The following is a 24998-nucleotide window of genomic DNA, read 5'->3' on the forward strand; positions in this document are numbered from 1 at the left end:
GATCGATGGAGGACCAGATGTCCGCACCGACGACGCACGACGACGGCACCACCCCCGCACGGACCGCCACCACCCGGCCGGAGGTCGCGATCGCGCGTCGCAGCGGCCGGTGGATCGACCACTGGGACCCGGAGGACGAGACCTTCTGGAACGACGGCGGGAAGAAGATCGCGAACCGTAACCTGTGGATCTCGATCTTCGCCGAGTTCCTCGGGTTCGCCGTGTGGGGCATGTGGTCGATCGTCGTGCCGCAGCTCGGCGCGGCGGGCTTCACGTACACCAACGACCAGCTCTTCTGGCTGATCTCCGCACCGGCCCTCGTCGGGGCCACGCTGCGGATCCCGTACACGTTCGCCGTCCCCGTCTTCGGCGGCCGCAACTGGACGGTGGTCTCGGCCCTGCTGCTCCTGATCCCCACCACCGCGCTCGTGGTCGCCGTCCAACGCCCGGAGACGCCGTTCGGCGTGATGGTGGTCGTCGCGGCGCTCGCGGGCTTCGGCGGCGGGAACTTCGCGTCGTCGATGGCGAACATCTCGTTCTTCTACCCGGAGCGGGAGAAGGGGCGTGCGCTGGGGATGAACGCGGCGGGCGGGAACCTCGGCAGCGCCGCGGTGCAGTTCGCCGTCCCGATCGTGATCACGGTCGGCGCCGGTGTCGCGCTGGAGCGTGCGGGCCTGATGATGATCCCGTTCATCCTCCTGGCGGCGCTGCTGGCCTGGCGGTTCATGGACAACCTCGCCGAGGCGAAGGCCGACCCGCGCTCGTTCGCCGCGGCCACCCGGCAGAAGCACACGTGGATCATCTCGTTCCTCTACATCGGCACCTTCGGCTCGTTCATCGGGTACGCCGGGGCCTTCCCCCTGCTGCTGAAGAACGAGTTTCCCGAGGTGGGGCTGTCGATCGCGTTCATGGGAGCGCTCGTCGGGTCGGTCACCCGGCCGCTGGGCGGCATCCTCGCGGACCGCGTCGGCGGGGCGCGGATCACGATCTGGTCGTACGCCGCGATGGCGCTCGGTGCGGTCGGGGCCGTCGTCGCGCTGGGCTCGCACAGCTTCGCGCTGTTCTTCGGGTCCTTCATGTTCCTCTTCGTCGCGACGGGCATCGGCAACGGGTCGGTGTACCGGATGATCCCGGCGGTGTTCCAGGTCGAGGCAGCACGGAGCACGGCGGGAGCGGGCGACGACGTCGTGCGGTCGGCCCGGCTCGCGGCGACGAAGGCGGCCGCCGGGTGCATCGGCATCGCCGGGTCGGTGGGGGCGTTCGGCGGGTTCCTGATCCCGCGCGGCTTCGCCGCCTCGACCACCGCCACCGGCAGCATCGTGCCTGCTCTCTGGGTCTTCGTCGCGGTGTACGCGGTGATGGCCGCGGTCTGCTGGACGGTGTACGAGCGCCGCAGCTCCGTGATGGGTGCTGCCCGCGTATGAGCCCGACGCCGACCCCGGTCCAGACCCACTGCCCCTACTGCGCCCTGCAGTGCGGGATGTCGCTGACCGCCGCACGGCCCGCCGTTCCCGGCGGCGTGCCCGTGGTGGTCGGTGGCCGGGAGTTCCCCACCAACCGCGGGGGGCTCTGCCAGAAGGGATGGACGTCGGCCGGCGTCCTGGCTGCGCCCGACCGGCTCACCACCCCGTTGCTGCGCGGGGCCGACGGAGAACTGCGCACCGCGTCCTGGGACGAGGCGCTCTCCGTCGTCGCGCGGGGGCTCGCCCGGATCGCGGTGGAGAGCGGGCCGGAGGCCGTCGCCGTGTTCGGCGGCGGGGGTCTGACGAACGAGAAGGCGTACACGCTCGGGAAGTTCGCCCGCACCGTGCTGCGCACGCCGAACATCGACTACAACGGCCGGTTCTGCATGGCGAGCGCGGCCGCCGGCATGAACCGGGCGTTCGGCGTCGACCGAGGGCTTCCGTTCCCTCTGACGGATCTCGGGGGCGCTCAGGCGGTCCTGCTGCTCGGCTCGAACCTCGCGGAGACGATGCCCCCCTCGGTCCGGCACCTGGCCGGTGCCCGGGCCGCGGGCGGCCTGGTGGTCGTGGACCCGCGGCGCAGCACGACGGCGCAGCTCGCCGACGGCGGGCAGGGCGTCCACCTCGCGCCCGTGCCTGGCACGGACCTCGTGGTGCTGCTCGGGCTCCTGCACGTCGTCCTGGCCGAGGGGCTCGCGGACACGGAGTACCTGGAGACCCGGACGACGGGGGCCGAGGCGGTGCGGCGATCCGTCGCGGCCTGGTGGCCGGAACGTGCCGCGGCGGTGTGCGGGGTCCCGGCGGACGACCTGCGTCGGACGGCGCGGCTGCTCGCGGCGGCGTCCGGCCGGCACGGTGGTGCCGGTGCCTACATCCTCACCGGGCGCGGGGTGGAGCAGTCCACGCAGGGCACCGCGACGGTCACGGCCGCGATCAACCTCGCCCTCGCCCTCGGGCTTCCGGGGCGCCCGGGCAGCGGGTTCGGGGCGGTCACGGGGCAGGGCAACGGGCAGGGCGGTCGCGAGCACGGGCAGAAGGCGGACCAGCTCCCGGGGTACCGGATGATCACCGACCCGTCGGCACGGGCGCACGTCGCGGCGGTCTGGGGCGTCGAGGAGGAGACGATCCCCGGGCCCGGGCTGCCCGCCGTCGCGCTCCTCGACGCGCTGGGACGCGACGGCGGTCCGCGCGCGCTGCTGGTGCACGGCAGCAACGTCGTGGTCTCCGCCCCGAACGCGGACCGGGTCGTCGAGCGTCTGCGCGCCCTGGACCTGCTGGTGGTCTGCGACGTGGTGCCGTCCGAGACCGCGCGGATGGCCGACGTCGTGCTCCCGGTGACGCAGTGGGCCGAGGAGGAGGGGACCATGACCTCGCTCGAGGGACGGGTCATCCGTCGTCGCCGCGCCGTCGACGCTCCCGGCGAGGTGCGCTCGGAGCTGTGGGTGTGGGCGGAGCTCGCGCGACGGCTCGGCTCCGGGGTCGAGCTCGCCACCGATCCCGAGCAGGTCTTCGACGAGCTCGCCCGAGCCTCCGCGGGAGGACCCGCGGACTACAGCGGGCTGAGCCACGGCCGGCTCGACGCGGCCGAGTCGCGGGGGGACGGTCTCTACTGGCCCTGTCCCGACGGTGAGGGCGCGCCGCACCCCGGCACGCCGCGGATGTTCCTCGACGGGTTCCCCACACCGGACGGTCGCGCACGCATGACCGCGGTCGACCACGGCGGGCCGAGCGACGACGTGCGCGAGGACGCACCGACGTACCTCGTGACAGGTCGGGTGCTCCAGCACTACCAGACAGGTGCCCAGACGCACCGCGTCCCCGAGCTCGAGGACGCCCAGCCCGAGCCGTTCGTCGAGGTCCACCCGCTGCTGGCCCTGCGCGTGGGTCTCGAGGACGGCGAGACGGTGCGCCTGACCACGTCGCGCGGCACGGCGCTGGCGCGGGCGCGCTGGACCACGGACATCCGGCCCGACACCGTCTTCATGCCCTTTCACTGGGCCGGGGAGGGAAGCGCCAACCGCCTGACGACCGACGCCGTCGACCCGACCTCGAAGATGCCGGAGTTCAAGGTCTGCGCGGTGCGGCTCGAACCGGCGGTCCCGACCTCCCCGGTGGACGCGGAGACGTCCGCCGCCCTGACGGCGAACGGAGCCCGATGATGCTGAACGTGGTGGTGGTCGGGTACGGCATGGTCGGCTCGCGGTTCGTGGACGACCTGCTCGCCCGTACGGACGCGCAGGTCACGGTGCTCGGCGCGGAGCCCTACGAGGCCTACAACCGAGTGCTCCTGAGTGACGTGGTGGCGGGCCGCAGCGACATCGGCTCCCTCACGCTCCCGGCCCCGACGAGCGACCGTGCCCGCGTGCTGCGCGGGGTCGAGGCCGTCGCGATCGAGCGGCGGACCCGCACGGTGCTGGACAGCTCCGGGGGACGCCATCGCTACGACGCCCTCGTCCTCGCCACGGGCGCCCGCGCTCGGGTCCCCGAGATCGACGGCCTGGGCCCGGAGCTCCCCGCCGGGGTGCACGCGCTGCGCACCCTGGACGACGCCCGCGAGATCCTGGCGGCGGCCTCCAACGTGCCACGGACGGTGGTCGTCGGCGGTGGGGTGCTCGGGGTCGAGGCGGCCCAGGGCCTCGCCGCGCGCGGTCTCGACGTCACGGTCGTGCACGGCGGCCCGGGGCTCATGGACCGCCAGCTCGACGCCGCGGCGGCGGGCGTGCTCACCGGCACCCTGCGTCGGTCCGGCGTCCGGAGCCGGACCGGCTGCCGCCCCGCCGGGGTCCTGCTCGCCGACGGTCGCGTGACCGGCGTGCGGCTCGACGGCGCGGACGTGCTCGCGGCGGAGCTCGTCGTCCTGGCGGCCGGGGCGGTCCCGGAGACCGGGCTCGCCGCCCGCGCCGGCCTCGAGACCGGGCACGGGGTCGTCGTCGGGGCGGAGCTCGCCACGTCCCGGGACCCGCGGATCTTCGCGATCGGCGACTGTGCACAACCCCCCGAGGGTGCGCACGGGCTGGTCGCCGAGGGATGGGACCACGCCCGTCGGGTGGCCGAGCACCTGGCGGCTCTCACCGAGGACGCCCCTGCCCGGACCACCCGGCTCCCCGGTGCCTGGGGACGTCCCTCGCTCGCGCTGCGCGTGGGGGCCACCCTCGCGACCCGCGAGGTGAGCGCACCCGGGGTCCGCGGTACCGACGTCGTGACCGTCAAGGGGATGGCGGCCGTCACGATGGGCGTCTGCGGCGCCGGTCGAGAGCCGAACCCGGCGCACCGCACGGTCGTGCTCTCCGACCCCGGCGCCGGACGCCACGTGGAGGTGGTGGTCGAGGGCACGACGCTCGTCGGGGCCACGTGCCTGGGCGACGCGCGGGTCGCCGCCGACCTCACGGCCGCGTACACCCGGCGCACTCCCGTGCCCGCGGATCCGGCGTACCTGCTCCTCGCGCCGGTGGCACCGCAGACGGCCTCGGCGTCGTCGCCGGCGCAGATGCCGGCCGACGCGGTAGTGTGCCGGTGCAACACGGTGACCAAGGGGCAGATCACCGACTGCTGCGAGGCCGGCGCGGGCACGCTCGAGGACGTCGCGCGACAGACCCGCGCGACCACCGGCTGCGGCGGCTGCACGGAGGCGGTCTGCGGCATCCTCGAGTGGGCGGCGGCCACGCAGCCGTCGGCCACGGACCTCACGGCGGGGACGAGACGACCGTGAGAAAACTGTTACGGCCCCGGAACGGCGGGAGCACCGGGGTGAAATCCGGCCCGCCTAGTTTCGGGGCATGACAGCAGCCACCGAAACCCAGCGCCTCGTCGTCGTCGGCGGCGGCATGGTTGCGCAGCGACTGGTCGAGGCCCTGCTCGAGCGCGAGACCGGGGGCTGGCACGTCTCCGTCTTCGCCGAGGAGCCGCGGCTCCCGTACGACCGGGTGGCGCTCACGTCGTACTTCTCGGCACGGGACCCGGAAGAGCTCGTCCTCGGCGACCCGGCGATGTGGGACGACCCCCGGGTCACGCTCCACCGCGACTGCAAGGTCGAGGGGATCGACCGGGAGGCGAGGACCGTCACGGACCGCCTCGGTCGGGTGCACGCGTACGACGAGCTGGTCCTGGCGACGGGGTCGTCGGCGTTCGTCCCGCCGATCCCGGGCGCGGACCTTCCCGGGGTGTTCGTCTACCGCACGGTCGACGACGTCGCGGCGCTGCGCGGCTGGGTGGACCAGGTGCGGGCGGGGCGTGCGGACGACACCGTGGAGCGCCCCGTCCGTGGCGCGGTCATCGGCGGCGGGCTCCTGGGCCTCGAGGCCGCCGGGGCGCTGCGGGCGCTGGGCGCCCAGGCCACGGTGGTCCAGTTCGGCACGCACCTGATGGACGTCCAGATCGACCTCGGTGGCGGCGAGGCTCTCAAGCGGCTGATCAACGACAAGGGCATCGCGGTGCGCTGCTCGTCGGCGACCGAGCGGATGCGCGCGGACCGGACCTCGGGGCACGTCTCGCGCCTCGACTTCGCGGACGGCGGCAGGCTCCCCGTCGACATCGTCGTGGTGGCGACGGGGGTACGTCCTCGCGACGAGCTCGCGCGGGCGGCCGACCTGCCGGTCGGCGAGCGGGGCGGCGCCGTGGTCGACCTCGCGTGCCGGACCGAGGACCCTCACGTCTCGGCGGTCGGGGAGGTCGCCTGCATCGAGGGGCGGTGCATCGGTCTGGTCGCTCCCGGGTACGCGATGGCGGAGGTCGTCGTCGACCGTCTGCTCGGCGGCCCGGCGACCTTCCCCGGCGCCGACACGGCCACGAAGCTCAAGCTGCAGGGGGTCGACGTCGCGAGCTTCGGCGACGCGTTCGCCCGCACCGAGGGCGCGATGGAGCTCGTCCACGCCGACCCGGTCGCGGGGGTGTACAAGAAGCTGGTGCTGGCCGACGACGCCCGCACCCTGCTCGGCGGTGTGTTCGTCGGCGACGCGGCCCCGTTCGCGTCGCTGCGCCCGATGCTGGGGGCCGAGCTCCCCGGCGACCCCGGGGCGTTCCTGCTCCCCGAGGGCGGAGGCGGGGGAGCGCCGCAGCTGGAGCTCCCCGACGGCGCGGGCGTGTGCTCGTGCAACAACGTCTCGGCCGGCACGATCCGCGGGGCCGTGACCGAGCACGGGTGCACCGACCTCGCCGCCGTCAAGGCGTGCACCCGGGCGGGCACGAGCTGCGGGTCCTGCCTGCCGCTCGTCAAGAAGATCACGACGGCGGAGCTCGAACGGGCCGGGATCGAGGTCTCGAACGCGCTCTGTGAGCACTTCGAGCTCTCCCGCGCCCAGCTGTTCGACGCCGTGCGGGTGGCGGACCTGCACACGTTCAGCGAGATCATCGAGCGGTTCGGTCGGGTCCCGGAGGCGGCGGCCGACGACCTGCCCGTCGGTCCCGGGCGGGGCTGCGACATCTGCAAGCCGACGATCGCGTCGATCCTGGCGTCGCTCGGCAACGGCCACATCCTCTCCGGCGAGCAGGCCTCGCTCCAGGACACGAACGACCACGTGATGGCCAACATGCAGAAGGACGGCACGTACTCCGTGGTCCCGCGGATCCCCGGCGGGGAGATCACGCCGGACGGTCTGCTCGTGATCGGTCAGGTGGCCAAGGACTTCGGTCTCTACACCAAGATCACGGGCGGTCAGCGCATCGACATGTTCGGCGCACGGATCGAGCAGCTCCCGGACATCTGGCGGCGGCTCGTCGAGCACGGCTTCGAGTCCGGGCACGCCTACGGCAAGTCGCTGCGGACCGTGAAGTCCTGCGTGGGGTCGACGTGGTGCCGGTACGGCGTGCAGGACGCGGTCGGCATGGCGGTCGAGCTCGAGCTGCGCTACCGGGGCCTGCGGAGCCCGCACAAGATCAAGCTCGGCGTCTCGGGCTGCGCCCGGGAGTGCGCGGAGGCCCGCGGCAAGGACGTCGGCGTGATCGCGACGGACAACGGGTGGAACGTGTACGTCGGGGGCAACGGCGGGTTCACACCGCGGCACGCCCGGCTGCTCGCCGAGGACCTGAGCAGCGAGGAGCTGCTGCGCACGATCGACCGGTACCTCATGTACTACATCCGTACCGCGGACCGCCTGCAGCGGACGGCGGCGTGGATGGAGGACGTCGAGGGCGGCCTCGACGGCGTGCGCGCCGTGATCATGGAGGACTCGCTCGGGATCTGCGCGGACCTCGACGCCGCCATGGCGCGGCACGTGGGCGAGTACGAGGACGAGTGGCGTGCCGTCCTCGAGGACCGCGAGAAGCTGCGGCGGTTCGGCTCGTTCGTCAACGCGCCGACCACGCCCGACCCCGACCTGGCCTACGTCGCCGAGCGCGGCCAGCGCCGGCCCGCGACGGCCGACGAGCGTGCTGATGCCCCGGTGATCGCCGGGCCTGTCCTGGAGGTGCGGGTATGACCACGACGGCGGACACGACCTGGGTGGCGGTGTGCCCCCTGGCGGACCTGGCGGTCGAGCGCGGCGCGGCGGCGCTGCTCGGCGACGTGCAGGTCGCCCTCTTCCGGCTCGCGGACGGCACGGTGCACGCCGTTCAACAGCTCGACCCGTTCAGCGGCGCGAACGTGATGTCGCGGGGGATCGTGGGCACCCGCGGCGGCGAGCCGACGGTGGCGGGGCCGATGTACAAGCAGGTCTACTCGCTCCGCTCCGGGCTCTGCCTCGACCCGGTCGGGTACGAGCCGCGGCCCGGGCACGAGCCCGTCCTCGTGACGTACCCGGTCGACGTGCGCGGCGGCGTCGTGCACGTCGGGGCAGCACGATGACCACCCTGGTCGGGCTCGACGTCGCGGGCCGGCTGGTCGTCGTCGCGGGTGGCGGGCCGGTGGCCGCCCGCCGCGGACGGGCGCTGCTCGCCGACGGCGCCCACGTGCGGTTCGTCGCGCCGTGGATCTGCGAGGACGTCACCGACCTGCTCGCGGGTGCGGCGGACGAGGAGTCGGTGATGTGGGTCCCGCGCGACGTCCGCCCGGGCGACCTGCGCGGGGCCTGGCTCGTGCACGCCGCCACCGACGACGCACGCGCCAACCGCGAGGTCGCGCGCTGGGCCGCGGAGAGCCGGATCTGGTGCGTCAACGCCGGGGAGGCGGACGCGGGCACCGCACGGACGCCGGCGACCACCCGAAGCGGGGACGTGCTGGTGGGCGTCGTGACCGACACGGCGGACGGGTCGGTGGCCGCCGACCCGCGCCGTGTCCGGGAGGTGCGGGACTCGGTCGCCGAGCACCTGCGGTCGGGGGCGCGGGACCAGCGTCGGCGACGCCCCGGGGTCGGGCACGTGACCCTCGTCGGCGGGGGGCCGGGTGCGGTCGACCTGCTGACGATCCGTGGCCGGCGCGCGCTCGCCGAGGCCGACGTGGTCGTGACCGACCGGCTCGGACCCGTCGGCGTGCTCGACGAGCTGGCTCCCGGCGTCGAGGTGATCGACGTCGGCAAGACGCCCGGCAACCATCCCGTCCCCCAGCACGAGATCAACGCCATCCTGGTCGACCACGCCCGGCGCGGCCGCGCCGTCGTGCGCCTCAAGGGCGGCGACCCGTTCGTCTACGGACGTGGCGGCGAGGAGCTGGTGGCGTGCCGGGAGGCGGGCGTGAGCGCCGACGTCGTCCCCGGGGTCAGCAGCGCGCTCTCCGTCCCGGCGCTCGCGGGGATCCCGCTCACGCACCGCGGGGTGGTGGCGGCGTTCCACGTCGTCTCCGGCCACGCGGCCCTCGGCGCCGCGGCGACGACGGCCGTGCGGGACCGCTCGGCCACGCTCGTCGTCCTCATGGGGGTGGCCGCGCTGCCACGGATCGTCGACGAGCTCCTCGACGCGGGGGCGGACCCGCAGACGCCCGTCGCGGTCGTCGAGAACGGGTCGACGCCACGACAACGCCTGACTCGTGCGACGATCGGCACCGCGGTCGCACGTGCGGCCGCGGTGGGCGTCGGCAACCCGGCCGTCGTGGTGGTCGGCGACGTCGCCGCCGAGGAGATCTTGGAGGGTGCGAGTGACTGACGGGCCGCAGGATGCGCAGGCCGCCGACGAGGGGACGACGGCGCGCCCCGCGCTCGGGCAGGTCATGGCCGGGTGCACCGTGCTCGTCACCGCGGACCGGCGCGCCTCGGAGCTCGCGTCCGCCCTCGAGCGCCGCGGGGCGACGGTCCGGCACGCGCCCGCGCTGACGATGGTCCCGCACGCCGACGACGACGCCCTGGTCGACGGCACGCGCTCGCTGATCACGACCCCGCCCGACGTCGTCGTCGTCACCACCGGGATCGGGTTCCGCGCCTGGGTCGAGGCCGCGGACGCCCACGGCCTGGCCGACCACCTGCTCGACACCCTCGCCGACTGCCGGATCGTCGCGCGGGGACCCAAGGCGCGCGGGGCGATCCAGGCCGCGGGCCTGACCGCCGACTGGGTCGCGGAGTCGGAGACCTCGGGGGAGATCGCCGACGTCCTGCTCTCCGAGGGGGTCGACGGGCTGCGGATCGCCGTCCAGCACCACGGTGCCGGCGCCGACGGCCTGGACGTCGTCTTCGGCGAGGCCGGGGCGGACGTCCTCAGCCTCGTCGTCTACCGCTGGGGCCCGCCCCCGGACCCGGCCGCGCTGCGGGCCTCCGTCGAGGCGGCGGCGAACGGCGAGATCGACGCCGTCGTCTTCACCTCCGCGCCGGGCTCCGAGGCCTGGCTCCGCGCCGTCGAGTCGGAGGGCGTCCTCCCGTCCGTCCGGGGCAGGTTCGGCAACGGCAGCATGGTGGCGGCCGCCGTCGGTCCCATCACGGCACGTCCGCTCGAGTCACGAGGAATCGAGACCCTGCAGCCCGAGCGCGGACGGCTCGGGGCCCTGGTCCGGACCCTTGTCGGGCACTACGAGCACGCGGAGACCCTCGCGATCGAGACGGTCGCCGGGCGGCTGCTGATCCGCTCGCGCAGCGCGGTGCTCGACGGCCGGGTGCTCCCGCTCTCGCCGAGCGGACTGGCCGTGCTCCGCGTGCTCGCCGTCGCCCGCGGGGACGTGGTCCGCCGCGACGACGTCCTCGCGGCGCTGCCCGGTGAGTCTCGTGACGCGCACGCCGCGGAGGTCGCGATCGCCCGCGTGCGGGACGCCGCCGGGGACCGCGCCCTCGTCAAGACCGTGGTCAAGCGGGGCTACCGGCTGGCGCTCGCCGCAGGGTGACCCCCGACGGGTGACGCTCAGCCCGCGAAGGCTGCTGCCACCGCCTGCCGCAGGTACCAGGGGTCCGCCACGGCGCAGAGCTCGCGCGCCGAGTGCATCGACAGGATCGGCACGCCCACGTCGACCGTGCGGATGCCGAGGCGGGTCGCGGTGATCGGTCCGATCGTCGAGCCGCAGGGCATCGTGTTGTCGGAGACGAACTCCTGAACCGGGACGCCCGCCCGCTCGCACGCCCCGTTCCACAGCGCCGCGCCGACGGCGTCGGTGACGTACCGCTGGTTGGCGTTGATCTTCAGGATCGGGCCGCCCCCGGCGAGCGGCCGGTTCGCCGCGTCGTGACGTTCGCCGTAGTTCGGGTGGACCGAGTGCCCGACGTCCGAGGAGACGACGAGCGACGACGCGAGGGCACGACGGCGCTCCACGGCGTCGGCACCCAGCGAGCGCTGGACCCGTCCGAGCACGTCCTCGAGGAACGGGCCGCCGGCCCCGGACCGCGTGTCGGAGCCGATCTCCTCGTGGTCGAACGCCGCGAGCACGGCCACCCGCTCGGCGTCGTCCGGGACGTCGAGCAGGGCGCAGAGCCCGGCGTGGACCGAGAGCAGGTTGTCGAGCCGCCCCGAGGCGAAGAGCGCCCCGCCCGCACCGAATGTGCGCGGCTGCTGGGTGTCGGCCACGACCACGTCGTACCCCGCCACGTCCTCGGGGGAGCAGGTGCCATCGACGAGCGTGGCGAGGACGTCGGCCTCGGAGAGGTCGCCCAGGCCCCACACCGGCTGGGTGTGGCGCTGCTTGTCGAGCTTGAGCCCGTCGTTGACCTGCCGGTCGAGGTGGATCGCGAGCTGCGGGATCCGCAGCATCGGGCCGGTCCGCACCAGGTGCTCGGTGCCGTCCCGGGTGACGACGCGGCCCGCGAGCTCGAGCTCGCGGTCCAGCCACGAGTTCAGCAGCGGTCCGCCGTAGACCTCGACGCCGGCCTGGAGCCAGCCCTCGCGGCCGGTCGTCGGCCGCGGCTTGAGCTTGAACCCGGGGGAGTCCGTGTGCGCGCCCAGGACCGTGAACGGCGTCAGCGGGCCGGCGCCCGTGGGCACGACCCAAGCGATCACGGCGCCGTCGCGCACGACGACGTAGCGGCCGGGGCCCTGCGGCCACGCCTCGGTCTCGTGCACCCGGGTGAAGCCCGCGTCCTCGCAGCGTCGGGCCACCTCCGCGGCTGCATGGAACGACGACGGTGCTGCTTCGACGAGGCGGGCGAGGTCTGCGATGTGCGTTTCGGCGTTCGTCACCCGTCCATCTTCGCACCGGTGCCGCGTGGGGACATGCCACGATGGGGCCGTGAATCCGTCCCGTGACCCCGCCCGCACGCTCGCGATGCTCTGGGGCGTCGAGGTGGGTGCGTCGCGCGGGCCGCGGCCGTCGCGCACGGTCGACGAGATCGGTGCCGCCGCGGTCGCGCTCGCGGACGCCGACGGCGTGGCCGGGCTGTCGATGCGCCGGCTCGCCTCCGCGTTGGGCGTCGGGACCATGTCGTTGTACACCTACGTGCAGAACAAGGACGACCTCGTGGACCTCGTCGTCGACCGTGCGTACGCGGAGATGTACCCCGACGACGTCGTGCCGGGCAACATCTGGCGGGACCGGCTGCTCGCCGTGGGCTGGGAGAACTGGCGACTGCTCACGAGCCACCCGTGGCTGCTCGACGTGGATCTCTCACGCCCCGTGCTGGGCCCGGGGGAGACGCGCAGGTACGACCTGGAGCTCGGCGCGGCGGAGGAGGCCGGGCTCTCGGACGTGGCCCTCGACGCAGCCGTCACGCTCGTGGTCTCCACCGCCACCCACGCGGTGCGGCGCCAGCGCGAGGCCGAGCAGGTCCGTGCTCTCGGAGGCCAGACCGACGAGGCGTGGTGGGAGCGCAACGCGGCACTGCTGGCCCTGGTCGGCGAGCGCAGCACCTACGCGCGCGCGGCCCGCGTCGGTGCGGCGGTGGGGGAGGCGCAGGCGGCCGGGTGGTCGGCGACGGCGGAGCTGGAGTTCGGGCTGACCCGCGTCGTCGACGGCATCGGCGCTCACCTCAGCGTTCCAGCCCCCACGTCCGGTCGGTGACCATCCGTGCGACGGCCAGCCCGATCGCGAGGGCGATGACGATCAGAGCGGCCTCGAAACCGTAGGCGAGCGCCGTCGTCGTGTCCCCCTCGGACATGTGGAAGACGGCACGGTACGCCGTGACCCCGGGGACCATGATCACCACGGCGGGCACGGACGCCGTCGTGCGCGGGATGTTCAACCGGGGTGCGAGCCAGGCGGCGAGGAAGCCGATGATCAGCGCCCCCGCGGCGGCCGCTGCCTGGACGGGGACGTCGAGGTCGACCAGCGCGAGGCGGGCGACGTTCGCGATCATCCCGATGCCGCCGGCGCACAGCGCCATCCGCCACGGGCTGTTGAACATGAGCGCGAACCCGGCGGCCGCGCAGAAGCTGGCCACGAACCGCAGGCTCAGCTCGACGCCCGACCCGAGCACGGGAGCGGCGATCGGGTCCGGGGCGAGGCCGCCGATCACGGAGACGCCCCAGACGGACAGCGCGGCCGACGTCAGGATCATCAACGCATAGGTCAGTCGTGCGATGCCGGCGGAGAAGTCGAGCTTGGCGAGGTCGAGCGCGCCGGTCAGCAGCGGGAACCCGGGCACGAGGAACAGGACCGCCGAGACGTAGCCGGCCTCGTGGCTGAGCGACTCGACGCCCGCGGTCTCGAGGAGGGCGAGCGTGCCCACGTAGGCCAGGCAGGCGAGCGCCGCCGCGAGCATCGTGACACCGAACTGGTTCCACCCGCGGTGGACGAGCACGCGCCGCAGCGCCTGGCCGAGGCCGGCGCCGACGAAGGCGCCGATCACCTCGACGAGACCGCCCGAGTTGAGGAACGCGAACGCCGCGCACGCGATCGCGGCCCACAGGGCGTTGACCGCCACGGGGTAGAGGGGTGGCTTCGCGGCGATCCGGTCGAGCTCCGCGGTGGCCTGCTCGACGCTCATCCGTTCGGCGCGGTCGGCTCGCTGGGCGAACCGTTCCAGCTCGGCGAGCCGGTCGGAGTTGATGCCGACCGTGCGGACCTCCGTGACCTCGGTGCGGAAGCTGCTGCCGCGGTGCGAGGTCGCGGTGATCTCGGTCAGGGTCACGTGCGCCTGGTGGTTCTCGATGCCCACCGCACGGGCCACGCGCGCCATCGAGGCCTTGACCCGGTACGAGCCGGTGCCGGCGGAGAGGCTGAGGCGGCCGGTGCGCAGCGCCACCCCCGAGCGGCGGATGAGCTCGAGCTCGTCGGCGACGGGACCGCTGGACGGCGGAGGTTCGGTAGCCACCCGCCCATCATGGCGCGTCCCGGGGCCGATGTCGTACGACGGGCAGGACCGGGCCGTGGTGCGAGTCGGCCCGGACGGGGCCACGATCGACCCATGGGACTGCGACTGAGAGAGATCGCCCTCGACTCGCCGGACCCCGACGCGTCGGCGAGGTTCTGGTCCGCCGCGCTCGGGTACCGCGAGGTCGAGCGGGACGACGAGGGCGTCGTCCTCGAGGGGGCGTCGGGCACCCCGACGCTCCTGCTGCTGCGCACGACCGACGTCAAGCGCGACAAGACGCCGATCCACCTCGACCTCTCGCCGGTGCACGGCTCCTCGCGCGACGAGGAGGTGGCACGGCTCGAGGCGCTGGGCGCACGCCGCGTCGACATCGGGCAGGGGGAGGTCTCGTGGGTGGTGCTGGCCGACCCCGCGGGGCTCGAGTTCTGCGTGCTGTCCACGCCGCACCCGCCGGAGCCGGAGCCGTTCGACCCCTGAGTCCACAGACCTCGACGATGGGGTAGTGACGCACGTCACCAACCCCTACACTCGGGCCAACGCGTCGACGCAGGGGTCGGGGCGTTCCGGCACCGTCGAGGAGGACGCATGCTTGAGCTCGGGTCGACCAGCACGACCGTCGTGGGAGTGATCGCCGTGATCGCGGCGCTCTCCCTGGTGTTCGCGATGGTCCTGCGCAGACAGGTGCTGGCCGAGCCCACGGGCACGCCCGCGATGAACGACATCGGCCAGGCGGTGCAGGAGGGCGCGTCCGCGTACCTCAGCCGCCAGTTCCGGACGCTCGCCCTCTTCGTCGTCATCGTCTTCGGGCTCCTGTTCCTGCTCCCCGGCGACTCGGGGGTGAAGGTCGGTCGGTCGATCGCCTTCGTCGTCGGCGCCGGTTTCTCGGCCGCGATCGGCTACCTGGGGATGTGGCTGGCGGTCCGGGCCAACGTGCGCGTCGCGTCCGCCGCCACGCGGCCGAACGGCAAGCTCGAGGGGGCGCGCATCGCGTTCCGCACCGGCGGCGTCGTCGGCATGTCCGTGGTCGGGCTCGGCCTTCTCGGCGCCGCGGGCGTCGTCCTGATCTACGAGGGGGACGCGCCCGCCGTCCTCGAGGGCTTCGGCTTCGGTGCCGCGCTGCTGGCGATGTTCATGCGCGTCGGCGGGGGCATCTTCACCAAGGCCGCCGACGTCGGCGCCGACCTGGTGGGCAAGGTCGAGCAGGGCATCCCGGAGGACGACCCGCGCAACGCGGCCACGATCGCCGACAACGTGGGCGACAACGTCGGCGACTGCGCCGGCATGGCCGCGGACCTGTTCGAGTCCTACGCCGTGACCCTCGTCGCGGCGTTGATCCTCGGCAAGGCGGTGATGGGCGAGGAGGGGCTGGTCTTCCCGCTGATCGTCACGGCGATCGGCGCGCTCGTCGCCGTGCTCGGCGTCTACATCACGAAGGTCCGCGGCACCGAGAGCGGGCTGACGGCCATCTACCGCGGCTTCTACCTCTCGGCGCTCGTCGGTGCGATCCTCGCCGGTGTCGCCGCCTTCGTCTACCTCCCGTCGACGTTCGCCGAGCTGTCCGGGACCGCCGACCTCGGCGACATCACCGCAGACCCCCGCGTCGTCGCGAGCCTCGCCGTCCTCGTCGGGATCGTGCTCGCCGGCGTGATCCTGTGGATCACCGGGTACTTCACCGGGACGACGTCGAAGCCGACCCTCCACGTCGCCGCGACCTCCCGGACGGGTGCGGCCACCGTCGTGCTCTCCGGCATCGGGGTCGGGTTCGAGTCCGCCGTCTACACCGCGGGCATCATCGCCGCCGCGATCTGCGCGGTCTTCCTGATCTCGGGCGGCTCGGTCTGGCTCGCGATGTTCCTGATCGCGCTCGCCGGGTGCGGGCTGCTCACCACGGTCGGCGTCATCGTCGCGATGGACACCTTCGGCCCCGTCTCCGACAACGCGCAGGGAATCGCCGAGATGTCCGGGGACGTCGACGAGGAGGGGGCGCAGATCCTCACCGACCTCGACGCCGTCGGCAACACCACCAAGGCCATCACCAAGGGGATCGCGATCGCGACGGCGGTCCTCGCGGCCACGGCACTGTTCGGCTCCTACGCCGGCGCGGTCCAGGAGGCGCTCGCAGACGTCGAGGAGATCGGCGGCGGGCTCGTCTCGTCGATGCTCTCCTACGAGATCATCTCGCCGATCACGCTCGTCGGCGTGATCCTCGGTGCCGCCACCGTGTTCCTCTTCTCGGGCCTCGCCGTCGACGCGGTCACCCGCGCCGCCGGGGCGATCGTCTACGAGGTGCGCCGCCAGTTCCGCGAGCACCCGGGGATCATGACCTACGACGAGCGACCCGAGTACGGGCGGGTCGTCGACATCTGCACCCGCGACTCGCTGCGGGAGCTCGCGACGCCGGGACTGCTCGCGGCCTTCGCCCCGATCGCCGTCGGCTTCGGTCTCGGGGTCGGTCCGCTCGCCGGGTTCCTCGCCGGGGCGATCGCCTGCGGCGTCCTCATGGCGGTGTTCCTGGCGAACTCCGGCGGTGCCTGGGACAACGCGAAGAAGATCGTCGAGGACGGCGCACACGGCGGCAAGGGTTCGCCCGCCCACGAGGCGACGATCATCGGTGACACGGTCGGTGACCCGTTCAAGGACACGGCCGGCCCGGCCATCAACCCGCTGATCAAGGTGATGAACCTCGTCGCCGTCCTGATCGCACCGGCGGTCGTGGCGATGAGCGCTCCGGCCGATGCGAATCCGGCGGTCCGGATCGGCATCGCGCTCGTCGCCGCAGCCATCGCCTTCGGTGCTGTGATCGCCTCCCGTCTGCGGGCGGCCCGCGTGGACCGGGAGCAGACGGAGGCCGAGGAGGCGTCGGTCGCCTGAGCCGGGCTGCGGCTACCCGACGGCGTCGAGGTAGCGCGCGAGCACGGCGGCGGCGCGCCGGATCACCTGCTCCTCGCCGGTCGCCGCGGCGGTCAGGAGCGAGGCGTCGACGAGGTGCGCCACCAGGTCGACGTCGGTCACCGTCGCGTACCCCGACGCCTCGAGCGTCCGGCGCACTGACCGCAGCAGCCGGGGGCGGTGCTCGGCCATGAGCGGGCGCAGCGCGGGGTCGCGCAGCGCCGTGAGCATCGGGTCGAGGCGGGTGGCGACGACGCGGTCGTCGACCCGGGGCGCGAAGAGGGTCCGGATGACGAGCTCGGCCGCCTCGGGCGATGACCGCCGTCCAGGTTCGAGGGATCGGGCGAACGTCTCGGCCGACGCGGCGCGGAGACCCTCGGCGGCGCGGACGGAGGCTGCGACCAGCGCCGCGCGGGAGGGGAAGTAGTACGACGCAGAACCCTGGGGGACACCCGCGGCGTCGGCAACCCGGCGGTGGGTGATCGCCTCGAAGCCCTCCTCGATCAGGAGGCGTCCGGCGGCGTCGGCCATCGCCCCCTGCCGGTCGCGGCTCCGTCGCTGCTGCGGCTCGCGCTGAGGGCTGGACTCGCTCGGCACCGTCACCCTGTCGAGTCTAGGCGGCCGCAGGGTCGTGCATCAGAACCAATACGCGCGTATGGTTCTTGCGCGCCCGACCCGCAGGCGCCTCGATCAAGGAGTTCTTCATGAGCACGACCATCCCCGCACAGGGGCTCGTCATCGACTGGGCGCAGATGCCCACGTACAACACCGTCATGTCCGTGGCCGTCGGCGCCGGGCTGATCCTTCTCGTCGCGCTCGGCCGCGACCTGCTGCGCTCCCCGCGGACGGTCGTGACCACCGGATGGGCGCTTGCGTTCGGCGTGCTCGGGACGATCCTCACCGCCACGGGCCTGCACATGACGCTGACGTGGCCGCTCGCGGCCGGGGGCTTCCCGTTCGACAACATCATCTTCGGGGAGACGAGCCTCGCGTTCGGTGTCCTGCTCCTCGCGGCGTCGATCTTCCTCTGGCACCGGGGGGCCGCCGCTCTCGAGCGCGACGACGCCGTCGAGCACCTGCGGGAGACCGCACGCCCCGTCTCCGTCTTCGTCCTCGGCATGGGCCTCGGTCTCCTTGCGATCGCCGTCGCGGGAGTGACCTACCAGCTCTTCGCGGCACCCCCGGAAGAGCCGATCTCCGGCGCCTTTGCCGAGTACCCCCTCGTCGAGGCGATCTTCATGTCCGGCCTCATCGCGCTCGTCGGCCTCGGGGCGATCCTCTTCCCGCTCGCCGTGCGCCGGGGCGGCAGCAAGACCGCCCGTCACCGCGCCGTCGTCGTCATCGGTTGGGCATGGCTGCTGGCCGGGATCGCCTTCCTGCTGTTCGGTGCGATGAACTTCTTCACCCACATCGGGCTGATCGTCAACACGATGGGGTAGCGGAGCGGCCCACCGGCCGGGTGTCTCCCGTCGCATCGTGAGACGCGTGCGGTCGGCCCGAGCGCTAGTGGAAGGATCCCGGCATGAAACGAATTGTCGCAAGTGTCGGCGTCCTCGCCGCCCTGACCGCCGTGAGCGGATGTTCCGAGCAGATCGACCTCGCCGCGTTCTGCACCTCGGGCGGAGGGATGGCCAGCGCGTTCAGCGACGTCGACCCGTCCGACATCGGTGCCACGGGTGAAGCCCTGGGCGCGCTCGCCACGGATCTGCGGTCCGTCGAGGCGCCCGAGGAGATCGCCGCCGACGTGGAGACCGTCGCCGGCGGGTTCGAGAGCGCCTCGGAGTCGTTCGCGTCGCTCGTCGACATGGACCCGGCGGACCCGGACTATGTCGAGACGGCACTCGCGGCGTCCGAGGGCCTGCAGTCCGACGACTTCAACGCCGCTGCGGAGCGCATCGAGGACTACACCGCCGAGAACTGCTCCTGACCGTCCCGGCTCGGGGCTCACGCCGTCGGTGTGAGCCCCGAGCCGTCTAGATCCGTCGACGTCGCCGTGAGACGAGAACCCCCGCGGCCCAAAGGAGCGCGCCCGCTCCGGCGAGCACGCCACCGAGCGTGGCGACCGTCCAGGGGAGGTCGACGGGGATCCCCAGGTGCACGGTCAGGCCGAGGATCCGCGACAGGCCCCAGGGCAGGATCATCATCTGGTCGTTCCACGCGGTCAGCGTCGTCTCGAGTCCGACCAGCCCCACCGCGACACCTCCGACGACGAGCGGCGCGGCGACGGCGAGCAGCACGCGGCCCACCGCCCCGGCGCGGCCGATACCCAGTCCCCGCATCGCCCACGCGGCGGCGAATAGCACCCAGCAGAACGCCGCGACCGCGACAGTGACGTACACGGTGCGCGCGACGGGCTCCGCCCACAGGCCGTACCAGTAGCCGCCCGGGCCGGTCGGGACGAGGGCGACCATCAGCACCACCGTGCGCAGGACGGCCGCGCCGCCCACGGCACCGGCGAGGGCGAAGGCGTCCCGCCCACGCAGGCTCGCCCACAGGACACCGACGAACAGCGCCCATGCACCGAGCACGAGGGCGAGGTGCACCCAGGACAGGGCCCACGTGTACGCGACGCGGCTGAGCACCAGGGCGGCCGCGGGCACGGCCCAGACCAGCACGCGGTCCGTGCGTCCGGCGTCGACGGCGAGCTCGTGCACCCGCCACGGGCGCGTGGTCCCGATCCACAGGGCGCGCAGGCCGACGCCGCCCGGCAGCCCCGTCCGTGCGAGCAGCCGCTGTCCACGTGAGGTGCCGAGTGCGAGGCTGAGCACGAGAAGGAGGCCCAGGACGCGGGCGACCCATGCCACCGCGTGGTCCCGCTCGGCCCGCTCGACCCCGAGGTCCGCGGCGTCGAACGTGTACGCGGGCAGGTAGACGTTCTCCCCGTACGTGTCGACGTGGTGCGCGCGCGAGACCTCGTACGCGTCCCGTGCCTGCGCCCAGGCGGCGCGGGCGTCGGGGTCGGCGGTGTCGAGCCACCGGCCGTGCTGCAGGAAGACGTCGCGGTAGTCCGCGAGGACCGTGAACAGGTCCACCTGGTAGTCGAGAGCGGCGAGGAACTCGTCCCTGAGCTCGGCGTCGCGCCAGGTGGCTGGGTCGGTGCCCGCGACCAGGTCTCGCATCTCCTCGGACGTGGCGACCGCCTGGTGCCCCTCGGCCAGCGCCTCGTCGAGGTCGTCGCCGACGACGGAGGAGATCGAGTCGAGCGCCGCGGCGTCCCCGGAGAGGATGTCCCACTCGAAGATCCACATCATCGGTGGTGGTTCGAGCCCCAGCGCCTTGGTCTGGTACTGGGCGAACGGCCCGATGTAGAGCCCGTCCGTGATCGCGTCGCGCGACATCGCCATCGCCTCGCCGATCGCGGCGACCGTCTGCGGGTCCTCGGAGAACGTGCTGTAGGCCCAGGCGGCGGTGATCTCGCCGGGGTCGACCGTCGGGTCGGCGGCGACACGCGCGGACGCGTAGGTGTTGAGCTCGTAGAGCTCCCAGAACCCGGTCTTGCCGTCGAAGATCATCGGGCCCGCCTTGGTGGGGCCGCCGCTCTGCGGCCAGGCCCAGACCCCCTCGACGTTCGGGTTGGTCTCGAGGTAGTGCTGCATCGCCTCCGCGTAGGCCGAGCCGAGGTCGTTCGGCAGCGCACCGAAGCCCTCGAACTCCCGCCGGGACTGCATCTCGACGATGCGCCGCTGGTCGCCGATCTCCAGGGTCGGGTTCAGGGGCAGCCACGAGTAGAAGTCGCCCGCGACGTGCTTGGTGGAGACGACGAGCGCGGGGGAGTCGAGCCCGTCGAGCACCGCCGAGTAGGACTCGGGGTTCGTGTGCATGTCCCCGACGGCCCCGACGCCCACGGACCACGAGCGGAAGATGACGTCCTTGCCGTGCTCCTCGGCGACGTCGGTGAACGCCGTGAGCATCGCGCGGACCGACTCCTCGTCCGTGACGGCGAGCTCGGACCAGTAGTCCCAGCCGTCCTGGTCGTAGATGCTGCCGGCCTCGCCGATGCGCACCATGACGCCGTCGATCGCGGGCATCGAGGTGAAGAGCTCGTCGAGGCCTGCGGAGTACACGTCCCAGAACTCGGGGTCGGACGTGTCCCACCCGTTCTCGTCGAGGTACTCCTGGAGCGGGGTGGTCAGGACCAGCATGTCGGTCGCGAGGTAGACGTCCATCCCGATCTCGTCCGCGTCCTGCCACATCTGCCCGAAGGTGGCCTGCATGGCCTCGGCGCGGGCGACGTGCTCGTCGTCGGGCCCGTAGACGGCCGACCCGTCCTCGACGCCGGAGAACGTCAGGTACTCGAGGAACCCGCCCGCGACGAACCCGGTGTAGCCCTGGGCGAGCCGCCGCTTGAGATAGGTGTCGAGCTCGTCGGCGTGGACCGCGAGCGCCTCGGTGTCGACGTACGGAGGGTCCGCCAGGACCGCGTCGGAGAATCCGCCCGCGTTGTGCGAGTAGGGGTCGCCCTCCATCCACGTCTCGGCGTCCGGGACGACGCCGGTGGCCCCGAGGGAGACGAGGCGCATGTCGAGCGTGGGGGTCTGGACGGTGCCGTCGACGTCCGCGGGGACGGGGTCGGTTCCGGTCCGTATGCGGTCGGCGAGGTCGTAGATGCCGCGGGCGGCCCCGGTGGCGTCGGCGGACTCGAGGAGCCAGCCGTCACCGACGGTCGTCAGGCGGTAGGCCTCGGTGGGGTCCGAGCTGTCGGGCGTACCGGTGACCAGGTCCTCGATCGGTGTCTCGGTACTGACGAGGAGGGTCCCGGCGCCGGGCGCGGCGTCGTCCGACGGCGTGCTGGTTCGGGTCGTCGCGGTGACGCCGCGCGCGTCGAGCACGGTGAGGAGCGTGTCGGCGGCGGTACGGACGTTCTCGTCGTCGGGGATCTCCACCCGCTCGACCGCGGGAGCCGGGACCGCTGCGGTCACAGGGGCAGCCGTCGGGTCCTCGGGCGCGGGGCTGACCTCGGTGGTCTCGATGCCGAGGAAGCCGGAGAGCTGGACGGCGGTGGCCAGCCCGAGGGCGAGCAGGACGACCGCCGCGATCGCGGCGGTCCAGGGGCGTCGCCGGGTGCGGCGTGAGGCGTCGTCGGTCACGGGCATATCGTAGGTGACCTGGATCACTGGTCAGGACCGGGTCTCGGGGTGGGGGATTCACGGCGCCTGCGGTCGGTAGGCAGGCCCGCTGTCGCGTCCGGGGGATGGTGCGGCCGTGCCGGGGCGGCCGGCCGGGCCTGTGAAAGATGTAAAGACCTGTGAAAGATGTAAAGACCTGTGAAAGACCGGGCGCATGGCCCCGAAGAATCCGTTCAAGCCCACCGCAGGCGCACGCCCGCCTGTCCTGGCCGGACGCCAGGACGACCTCGACCTGATCGACGAGTCCCTGGACAACGGCCCCGGCGCGCCCGGGCGCCTCGCGCTCGTGACCGGCGCACGTGGTGTCGGCAAGACGGCGATGCTCGCCGCCATTGCCGACCTCGTCGCCACCAAAGCGCAGTGGGTCACCATCACCGAGACCGCCCACCCCGGCCTGACCGAGCGACTGCGCGAGACCGCACTACGCCGTGACGCCGCGACCACCCACGATCCTGACGTCGGACGCATCACCGGCATCACCCTGCCCGGGAACATCGGATTGCATCGCGAGGCGCCCAGGCAACCCGCCGAGACGATGCGCACCGCACTCGTGCGGCTCCTGGACACCCTCGACCGCTACGACACCGGCCTGATCGCGACCATCGACGAGGTCCAGGGCGGTCGCCTCGACGAACTACGCGAGGTCGCGGCCACGTTCCAGCACCTGACCGGCGAGGGTCGCAACCACGCACTGATCCTGGCCGGGCTGCCCTCCGCAGTCTCCGACGTGCTCAACGACTCCGTGCTGACCTTCCTGCGCCGAGCCGAGCCCATCACCTTCAGCGCGGTCTCGCCGGACGACGTACGCGCAGCCCTGGCCGACCCCATCGAAGCCTCCGGGCGCGCGATCGACGCCGACGCCCTCGAACTCGCCGTCGAAGCCACCGGCGGCTACCCCTACCTGATCCAGCTCGTGGGCTACCAGGTCTGGCGGCGCGCGCGCGACGAGCACATCGACGCCGACGCAGCGCGCGCGGGCATCGCCGCCGCGCTCACACGCCCGGGCGCGACCGTCCACGACGCCGCCCTGGCGGACCTGTCCAACGTCGACCGCTCGTTCCTGATAGCCATGGCCCGAGACGACGGCCCCTCCCGTGTCGGCGACGTGCGCGAACGCCTGGGCCGGGACTCGAACTACGTCACCGTGTACCGCAACCGCCTCATCGAGGCTGGGGTGATCGAGCCTGCCGGGTACGGACTTGTGACGTTCTCCCTGCCCTCCATGCGCGACCACCTGCGCCAGCACGCCGCGCACCAGCACAGCCCCTGGGGGCTGAGAGTCGGCGCACCGCACCAGGACGAGATGGTCTCGGCTTCGGGTGACTTCTGGTGCGCGGCGTCGCGGGGGAGGATGGAGGCATGGCCACCCCGGTTCCTGATCCCACCGTCCCCGTCAGCTCGGACGCCGCGCTCGTCGCGGCGCTGCGCGACGACCTCGGCTCGGCCGACTTCACGGTCGACGGCGTCGAGTCCCTGCTGGGTCCGCTCGCCGCCGCGGCGCTCGACCGGGAGCAGCCGTTGCCGGCGCGCCGGGTCACGCGCACCGTTCTCGACGGCGGCCGCGGGTCGGGGACCGAGCGGCAGGCGGCCCTCACCGCGCTGTTCCTCCTCGGCGACGACGTCGCGGCCGCCACGGTCGAGACGGCTCTGCCCTCGGTGGGGCTCGACGGTGCGGTGCGGCTCGGTCTGGTGGAGCGCGCAGGCGGCGGCCCGGAGGACGCGGTCCGCGCCCGCGTCGAGCTGCGCCCGTATGCCGCGACCGACGCCGAGGGCCCGGTGTCGTGGTGGCTCGCCTCTGACCTGCGCGAGCTCCAGACGGGGCGCCGTCTGCGCGCCGACCACGTGCTGGGCGCCGGCGGGGCGGCCGCGACGCTCGCGCAGGTCACGGTGCGCACTCCGGTCGACCGGGTCCTGGACCTCGGGACCGGTTCGGGGATCCAGGCGCTGCACGCCTCCCGGCACGCGTGCCACGTCGTCGGGACGGACATCTCGCGTCGCGCGCTCGGGTTCGCCCGGTTCAACGCGCTGCTCGACGGCGTCGACCCGGGGGTGGTCGAGCTCCGCGAGGGGTCGATGCTCGAGCCGGTCGCCGACGAGCTGTTCGACCTCGTGGTGTCCAACCCGCCCTTCGTGATCACGCCCCGCGCCGGCCGCGGGTCGGGAGCACAGGCCGTCCCTGACTACGAGTACCGCGACGGTGGCCAGGCGGGGGACGACGTCGTCCGCTCCCTGATCACGGGCGTCGGGTCGGTCCTGGCCCCGGGCGGCGTGGCGCAGATGCTCGGCAACTGGGAGCAGCGACGCGGCGAGGACTGGACCGAGCGGGTCGGTGCGTGGCTCGAGGAGTCGGGGCTGGACGGCTGGGTGATCCAGCGCGAGGCGCTCGATCCCGCGGAGTACGCAGAGACCTGGATCCGCGACGGCGGCAGCTCGCGGGAGCGCGACCCTGCCGCGTGGGACGCCGCCTACGGCGCGTGGCTCGACGACTTCGCGGCCCGCGACGTCGAGTCGGTCGGCTTCGGGATCGTCACCCTGCGCCGTCCCTCCGAGGGTCGGACCGGAGGGCGGCTGCGGCGACTGGAGCAGCACACGGGTTCGATCCGGCAGCCGCTCGGCGACCACATGGCGGCCTCGCTGGCCGCGCACGACTGGCTCGCCGCGCGCGACGACGCCGCGCTGGCGGCCGCGCACCTCGTCGTCGCGGGGGACGTCACGGAGGAGCGCTACCTGACCCCGGGCGCCCAGGACCCGAACATCGTGATCGTGCGGCAGGGCGACGGGCTCGGGCGCGGCATTCAGGCGTCGTCTCCGCTCGCCGCGCTGGTCGGGGTGTGCGACGGAGAGCTGGGTGTCGGGCAGATCGTCGCCGCGCTCGCCGCGCTCTTCGAGGTCCGCGCCGACGAGCTCGCCGCGGAGCTGCTGCCCGCCGTCCGGAACCTCGTCCGCGACGGCTTCCTGGCCCCGCTTCCGGCGGATCCCCGGGCCTGAGCCCGGCG

At 73.4% G+C, this 24998-nt stretch carries 18 protein-coding genes and 1 pseudogene; 14 read left to right on the top strand and 5 right to left on the bottom strand.

Annotated features, from left to right (window positions below; all coding sequences use genetic code 11):
- Positions 1 to 17: 17 nt before the first annotated feature.
- From Q343_RS0102425 to Q343_RS0102455, 7 genes are all read left to right on the top strand, one after another.
- Complete coding sequence (locus tag Q343_RS0102425; protein ID WP_043109472.1) at positions 18 to 1424, top strand: MFS transporter; 1407 nt, start codon at positions 18 to 20, stop codon at positions 1422 to 1424.
- On the top strand, positions 1421 to 3622 hold the full coding sequence (locus tag Q343_RS0102430) for a molybdopterin oxidoreductase family protein (protein WP_052366792.1): 2202 nt from the start codon (positions 1421 to 1423) through the stop codon (positions 3620 to 3622). Before Q343_RS0102425 ends, Q343_RS0102430 begins: the two co-directional genes overlap by 4 nt.
- Entirely contained in the window at positions 3619 to 5172 is a 1554-nt protein-coding gene (locus Q343_RS0102435; RefSeq protein WP_029252000.1) for an FAD-dependent oxidoreductase, read from the top strand. Before Q343_RS0102430 ends, Q343_RS0102435 begins: the two co-directional genes overlap by 4 nt.
- 67 nt (positions 5173 to 5239) lie before the next feature.
- Positions 5240 to 7876, top strand: a complete 2637-nt coding sequence (gene nirB / locus Q343_RS0102440; RefSeq protein WP_029252001.1) for a nitrite reductase large subunit NirB — start codon at positions 5240 to 5242, stop codon at positions 7874 to 7876.
- A complete protein-coding gene (nirD, locus tag Q343_RS0102445; protein ID WP_029252002.1) occupies positions 7873 to 8241 on the top strand; it encodes a nitrite reductase small subunit NirD in 369 nt (122 codons plus the stop codon). The genes nirB and nirD overlap by 4 nt, the downstream gene beginning before the upstream one ends.
- Positions 8238 to 9473: a uroporphyrinogen-III C-methyltransferase gene (cobA, locus tag Q343_RS0102450; RefSeq protein ID WP_029252003.1), complete on the top strand. Its 1236-nt coding sequence runs from the start codon at positions 8238 to 8240 to the stop codon at positions 9471 to 9473. Before nirD ends, cobA begins: the two co-directional genes overlap by 4 nt.
- Before the next feature lie 64 nt (positions 9474 to 9537).
- Positions 9538 to 10635, top strand: a complete 1098-nt coding sequence (locus tag Q343_RS0102455; protein ID WP_043109476.1) for a uroporphyrinogen-III synthase — start codon at positions 9538 to 9540, stop codon at positions 10633 to 10635.
- A gap of 17 nt (positions 10636 to 10652) precedes the next feature.
- Here Q343_RS0102455 and Q343_RS0102460 read toward each other — a convergent pair whose 3' ends face one another.
- Positions 10653 to 11918: a M18 family aminopeptidase gene (locus Q343_RS0102460; RefSeq protein WP_029252004.1), complete on the bottom strand. Its 1266-nt coding sequence runs from the start codon at positions 11916 to 11918 to the stop codon at positions 10653 to 10655.
- A gap of 49 nt (positions 11919 to 11967) precedes the next feature.
- On the opposite strand from Q343_RS0102460, the gene Q343_RS0102465 reads away from it, so the two are divergent.
- Positions 11968 to 12735: a TetR/AcrR family transcriptional regulator gene (locus Q343_RS0102465; RefSeq protein ID WP_043109162.1), complete on the top strand. Its 768-nt coding sequence runs from the start codon at positions 11968 to 11970 to the stop codon at positions 12733 to 12735.
- Here the strand turns inward: Q343_RS0102465 and Q343_RS0102470 are convergent.
- Positions 12704 to 13987: a threonine/serine exporter family protein gene (locus Q343_RS0102470; RefSeq protein ID WP_029252006.1), complete on the bottom strand. Its 1284-nt coding sequence runs from the start codon at positions 13985 to 13987 to the stop codon at positions 12704 to 12706. The genes Q343_RS0102465 and Q343_RS0102470 overlap by 32 nt on opposite strands.
- A gap of 93 nt (positions 13988 to 14080) precedes the next feature.
- Between Q343_RS0102470 and Q343_RS0102475 the strand changes: the two genes are divergently transcribed.
- Positions 14081 to 14464 (top strand): VOC family protein, encoded by a 384-nt coding sequence (locus Q343_RS0102475; protein ID WP_052366793.1) that lies wholly within the window; start codon positions 14081 to 14083, stop codon positions 14462 to 14464.
- 108 nt (positions 14465 to 14572) lie between these two features.
- Positions 14573 to 16858 (top strand): sodium-translocating pyrophosphatase, encoded by a 2286-nt coding sequence (locus tag Q343_RS0102480; RefSeq protein WP_029252008.1) that lies wholly within the window; start codon positions 14573 to 14575, stop codon positions 16856 to 16858.
- A gap of 12 nt (positions 16859 to 16870) precedes the next feature.
- On the opposite strand, the gene Q343_RS14405 is transcribed toward Q343_RS0102480, so the two are convergent.
- Positions 16871 to 17479 (bottom strand): TetR/AcrR family transcriptional regulator, encoded by a 609-nt coding sequence (locus tag Q343_RS14405; RefSeq protein WP_029252009.1) that lies wholly within the window; start codon positions 17477 to 17479, stop codon positions 16871 to 16873.
- Between the two features lie 101 nt (positions 17480 to 17580).
- Between Q343_RS14405 and Q343_RS0102490 the strand changes: the two genes are divergently transcribed.
- On the top strand, positions 17581 to 18315 hold the full coding sequence (locus tag Q343_RS0102490; RefSeq protein ID WP_029252010.1) for a DUF981 domain-containing protein: 735 nt from the start codon (positions 17581 to 17583) through the stop codon (positions 18313 to 18315).
- Between the two features lie 83 nt (positions 18316 to 18398).
- Positions 18399 to 18803 carry a hypothetical protein gene (locus Q343_RS0102495; protein WP_029252011.1) on the top strand — a complete coding sequence of 135 codons (405 nt, stop codon included), beginning with the start codon at positions 18399 to 18401 and terminating at the stop codon, positions 18801 to 18803.
- Positions 18804 to 18849: 46 nt separating this feature from the next.
- On the opposite strand, the gene Q343_RS0102500 is transcribed toward Q343_RS0102495, so the two are convergent.
- Positions 18850 to 21963, bottom strand: a complete 3114-nt coding sequence (locus Q343_RS0102500) for a hypothetical protein (RefSeq protein WP_155990604.1) — start codon at positions 21961 to 21963, stop codon at positions 18850 to 18852.
- Positions 21964 to 22156: 193 nt separating this feature from the next.
- Here Q343_RS0102500 and Q343_RS15740 point away from each other — a divergent pair.
- Positions 22157 to 22609: pseudogene (locus Q343_RS15740) on the top strand (ATP-binding protein); the annotation flags it as partial.
- A gap of 27 nt (positions 22610 to 22636) precedes the next feature.
- Here Q343_RS15740 and Q343_RS0102505 read toward each other — a convergent pair.
- Entirely contained in the window at positions 22637 to 23257 is a 621-nt protein-coding gene (locus Q343_RS0102505; RefSeq protein WP_155990605.1) for a hypothetical protein, read from the bottom strand.
- Positions 23258 to 23361: 104 nt separating this feature from the next.
- On the opposite strand from Q343_RS0102505, the gene Q343_RS0102510 reads away from it, so the two are divergent.
- On the top strand, positions 23362 to 24990 hold the full coding sequence (locus Q343_RS0102510) for a DUF7059 domain-containing protein (protein ID WP_029252014.1): 1629 nt from the start codon (positions 23362 to 23364) through the stop codon (positions 24988 to 24990).
- The last annotated feature ends 8 nt before the right edge of the window (positions 24991 to 24998 follow it).

Source organism: Paraoerskovia marina DSM 21750 (assembly GCF_000701465.1).
In the GTDB taxonomy this organism is placed as follows: Bacteria; Actinomycetota; Actinomycetes; order Actinomycetales; family Cellulomonadaceae; genus Paraoerskovia; species Paraoerskovia marina.

Coding starts and splice junctions, on each gene's coding strand:
- Q343_RS0102480 (WP_029252008.1), top strand. CDS start 14,573: ATGCTTGAGCTCGGGTCGACCAGCACGACCGTCGTGGGAGTGATCGCC.
- Q343_RS0102425 (WP_043109472.1), top strand. CDS start 18: ATGTCCGCACCGACGACGCACGACGACGGCACCACCCCCGCACGGACC.
- Q343_RS0102435 (WP_029252000.1), top strand. CDS start 3,619: ATGATGCTGAACGTGGTGGTGGTCGGGTACGGCATGGTCGGCTCGCGG.
- Q343_RS0102455 (WP_043109476.1), top strand. CDS start 9,538: ATGGCCGGGTGCACCGTGCTCGTCACCGCGGACCGGCGCGCCTCGGAG.
- Q343_RS0102430 (WP_052366792.1), top strand. CDS start 1,421: ATGAGCCCGACGCCGACCCCGGTCCAGACCCACTGCCCCTACTGCGCC.
- cobA (WP_029252003.1), top strand. CDS start 8,238: ATGACCACCCTGGTCGGGCTCGACGTCGCGGGCCGGCTGGTCGTCGTC.
- Q343_RS0102475 (WP_052366793.1), top strand. CDS start 14,081: ATGGGACTGCGACTGAGAGAGATCGCCCTCGACTCGCCGGACCCCGAC.
- nirD (WP_029252002.1), top strand. CDS start 7,873: ATGACCACGACGGCGGACACGACCTGGGTGGCGGTGTGCCCCCTGGCG.
- Q343_RS0102495 (WP_029252011.1), top strand. CDS start 18,399: ATGAAACGAATTGTCGCAAGTGTCGGCGTCCTCGCCGCCCTGACCGCC.
- Q343_RS0102510 (WP_029252014.1), top strand. CDS start 23,362: ATGGCCACCCCGGTTCCTGATCCCACCGTCCCCGTCAGCTCGGACGCC.
- Q343_RS0102490 (WP_029252010.1), top strand. CDS start 17,581: ATGAGCACGACCATCCCCGCACAGGGGCTCGTCATCGACTGGGCGCAG.
- nirB (WP_029252001.1), top strand. CDS start 5,240: ATGACAGCAGCCACCGAAACCCAGCGCCTCGTCGTCGTCGGCGGCGGC.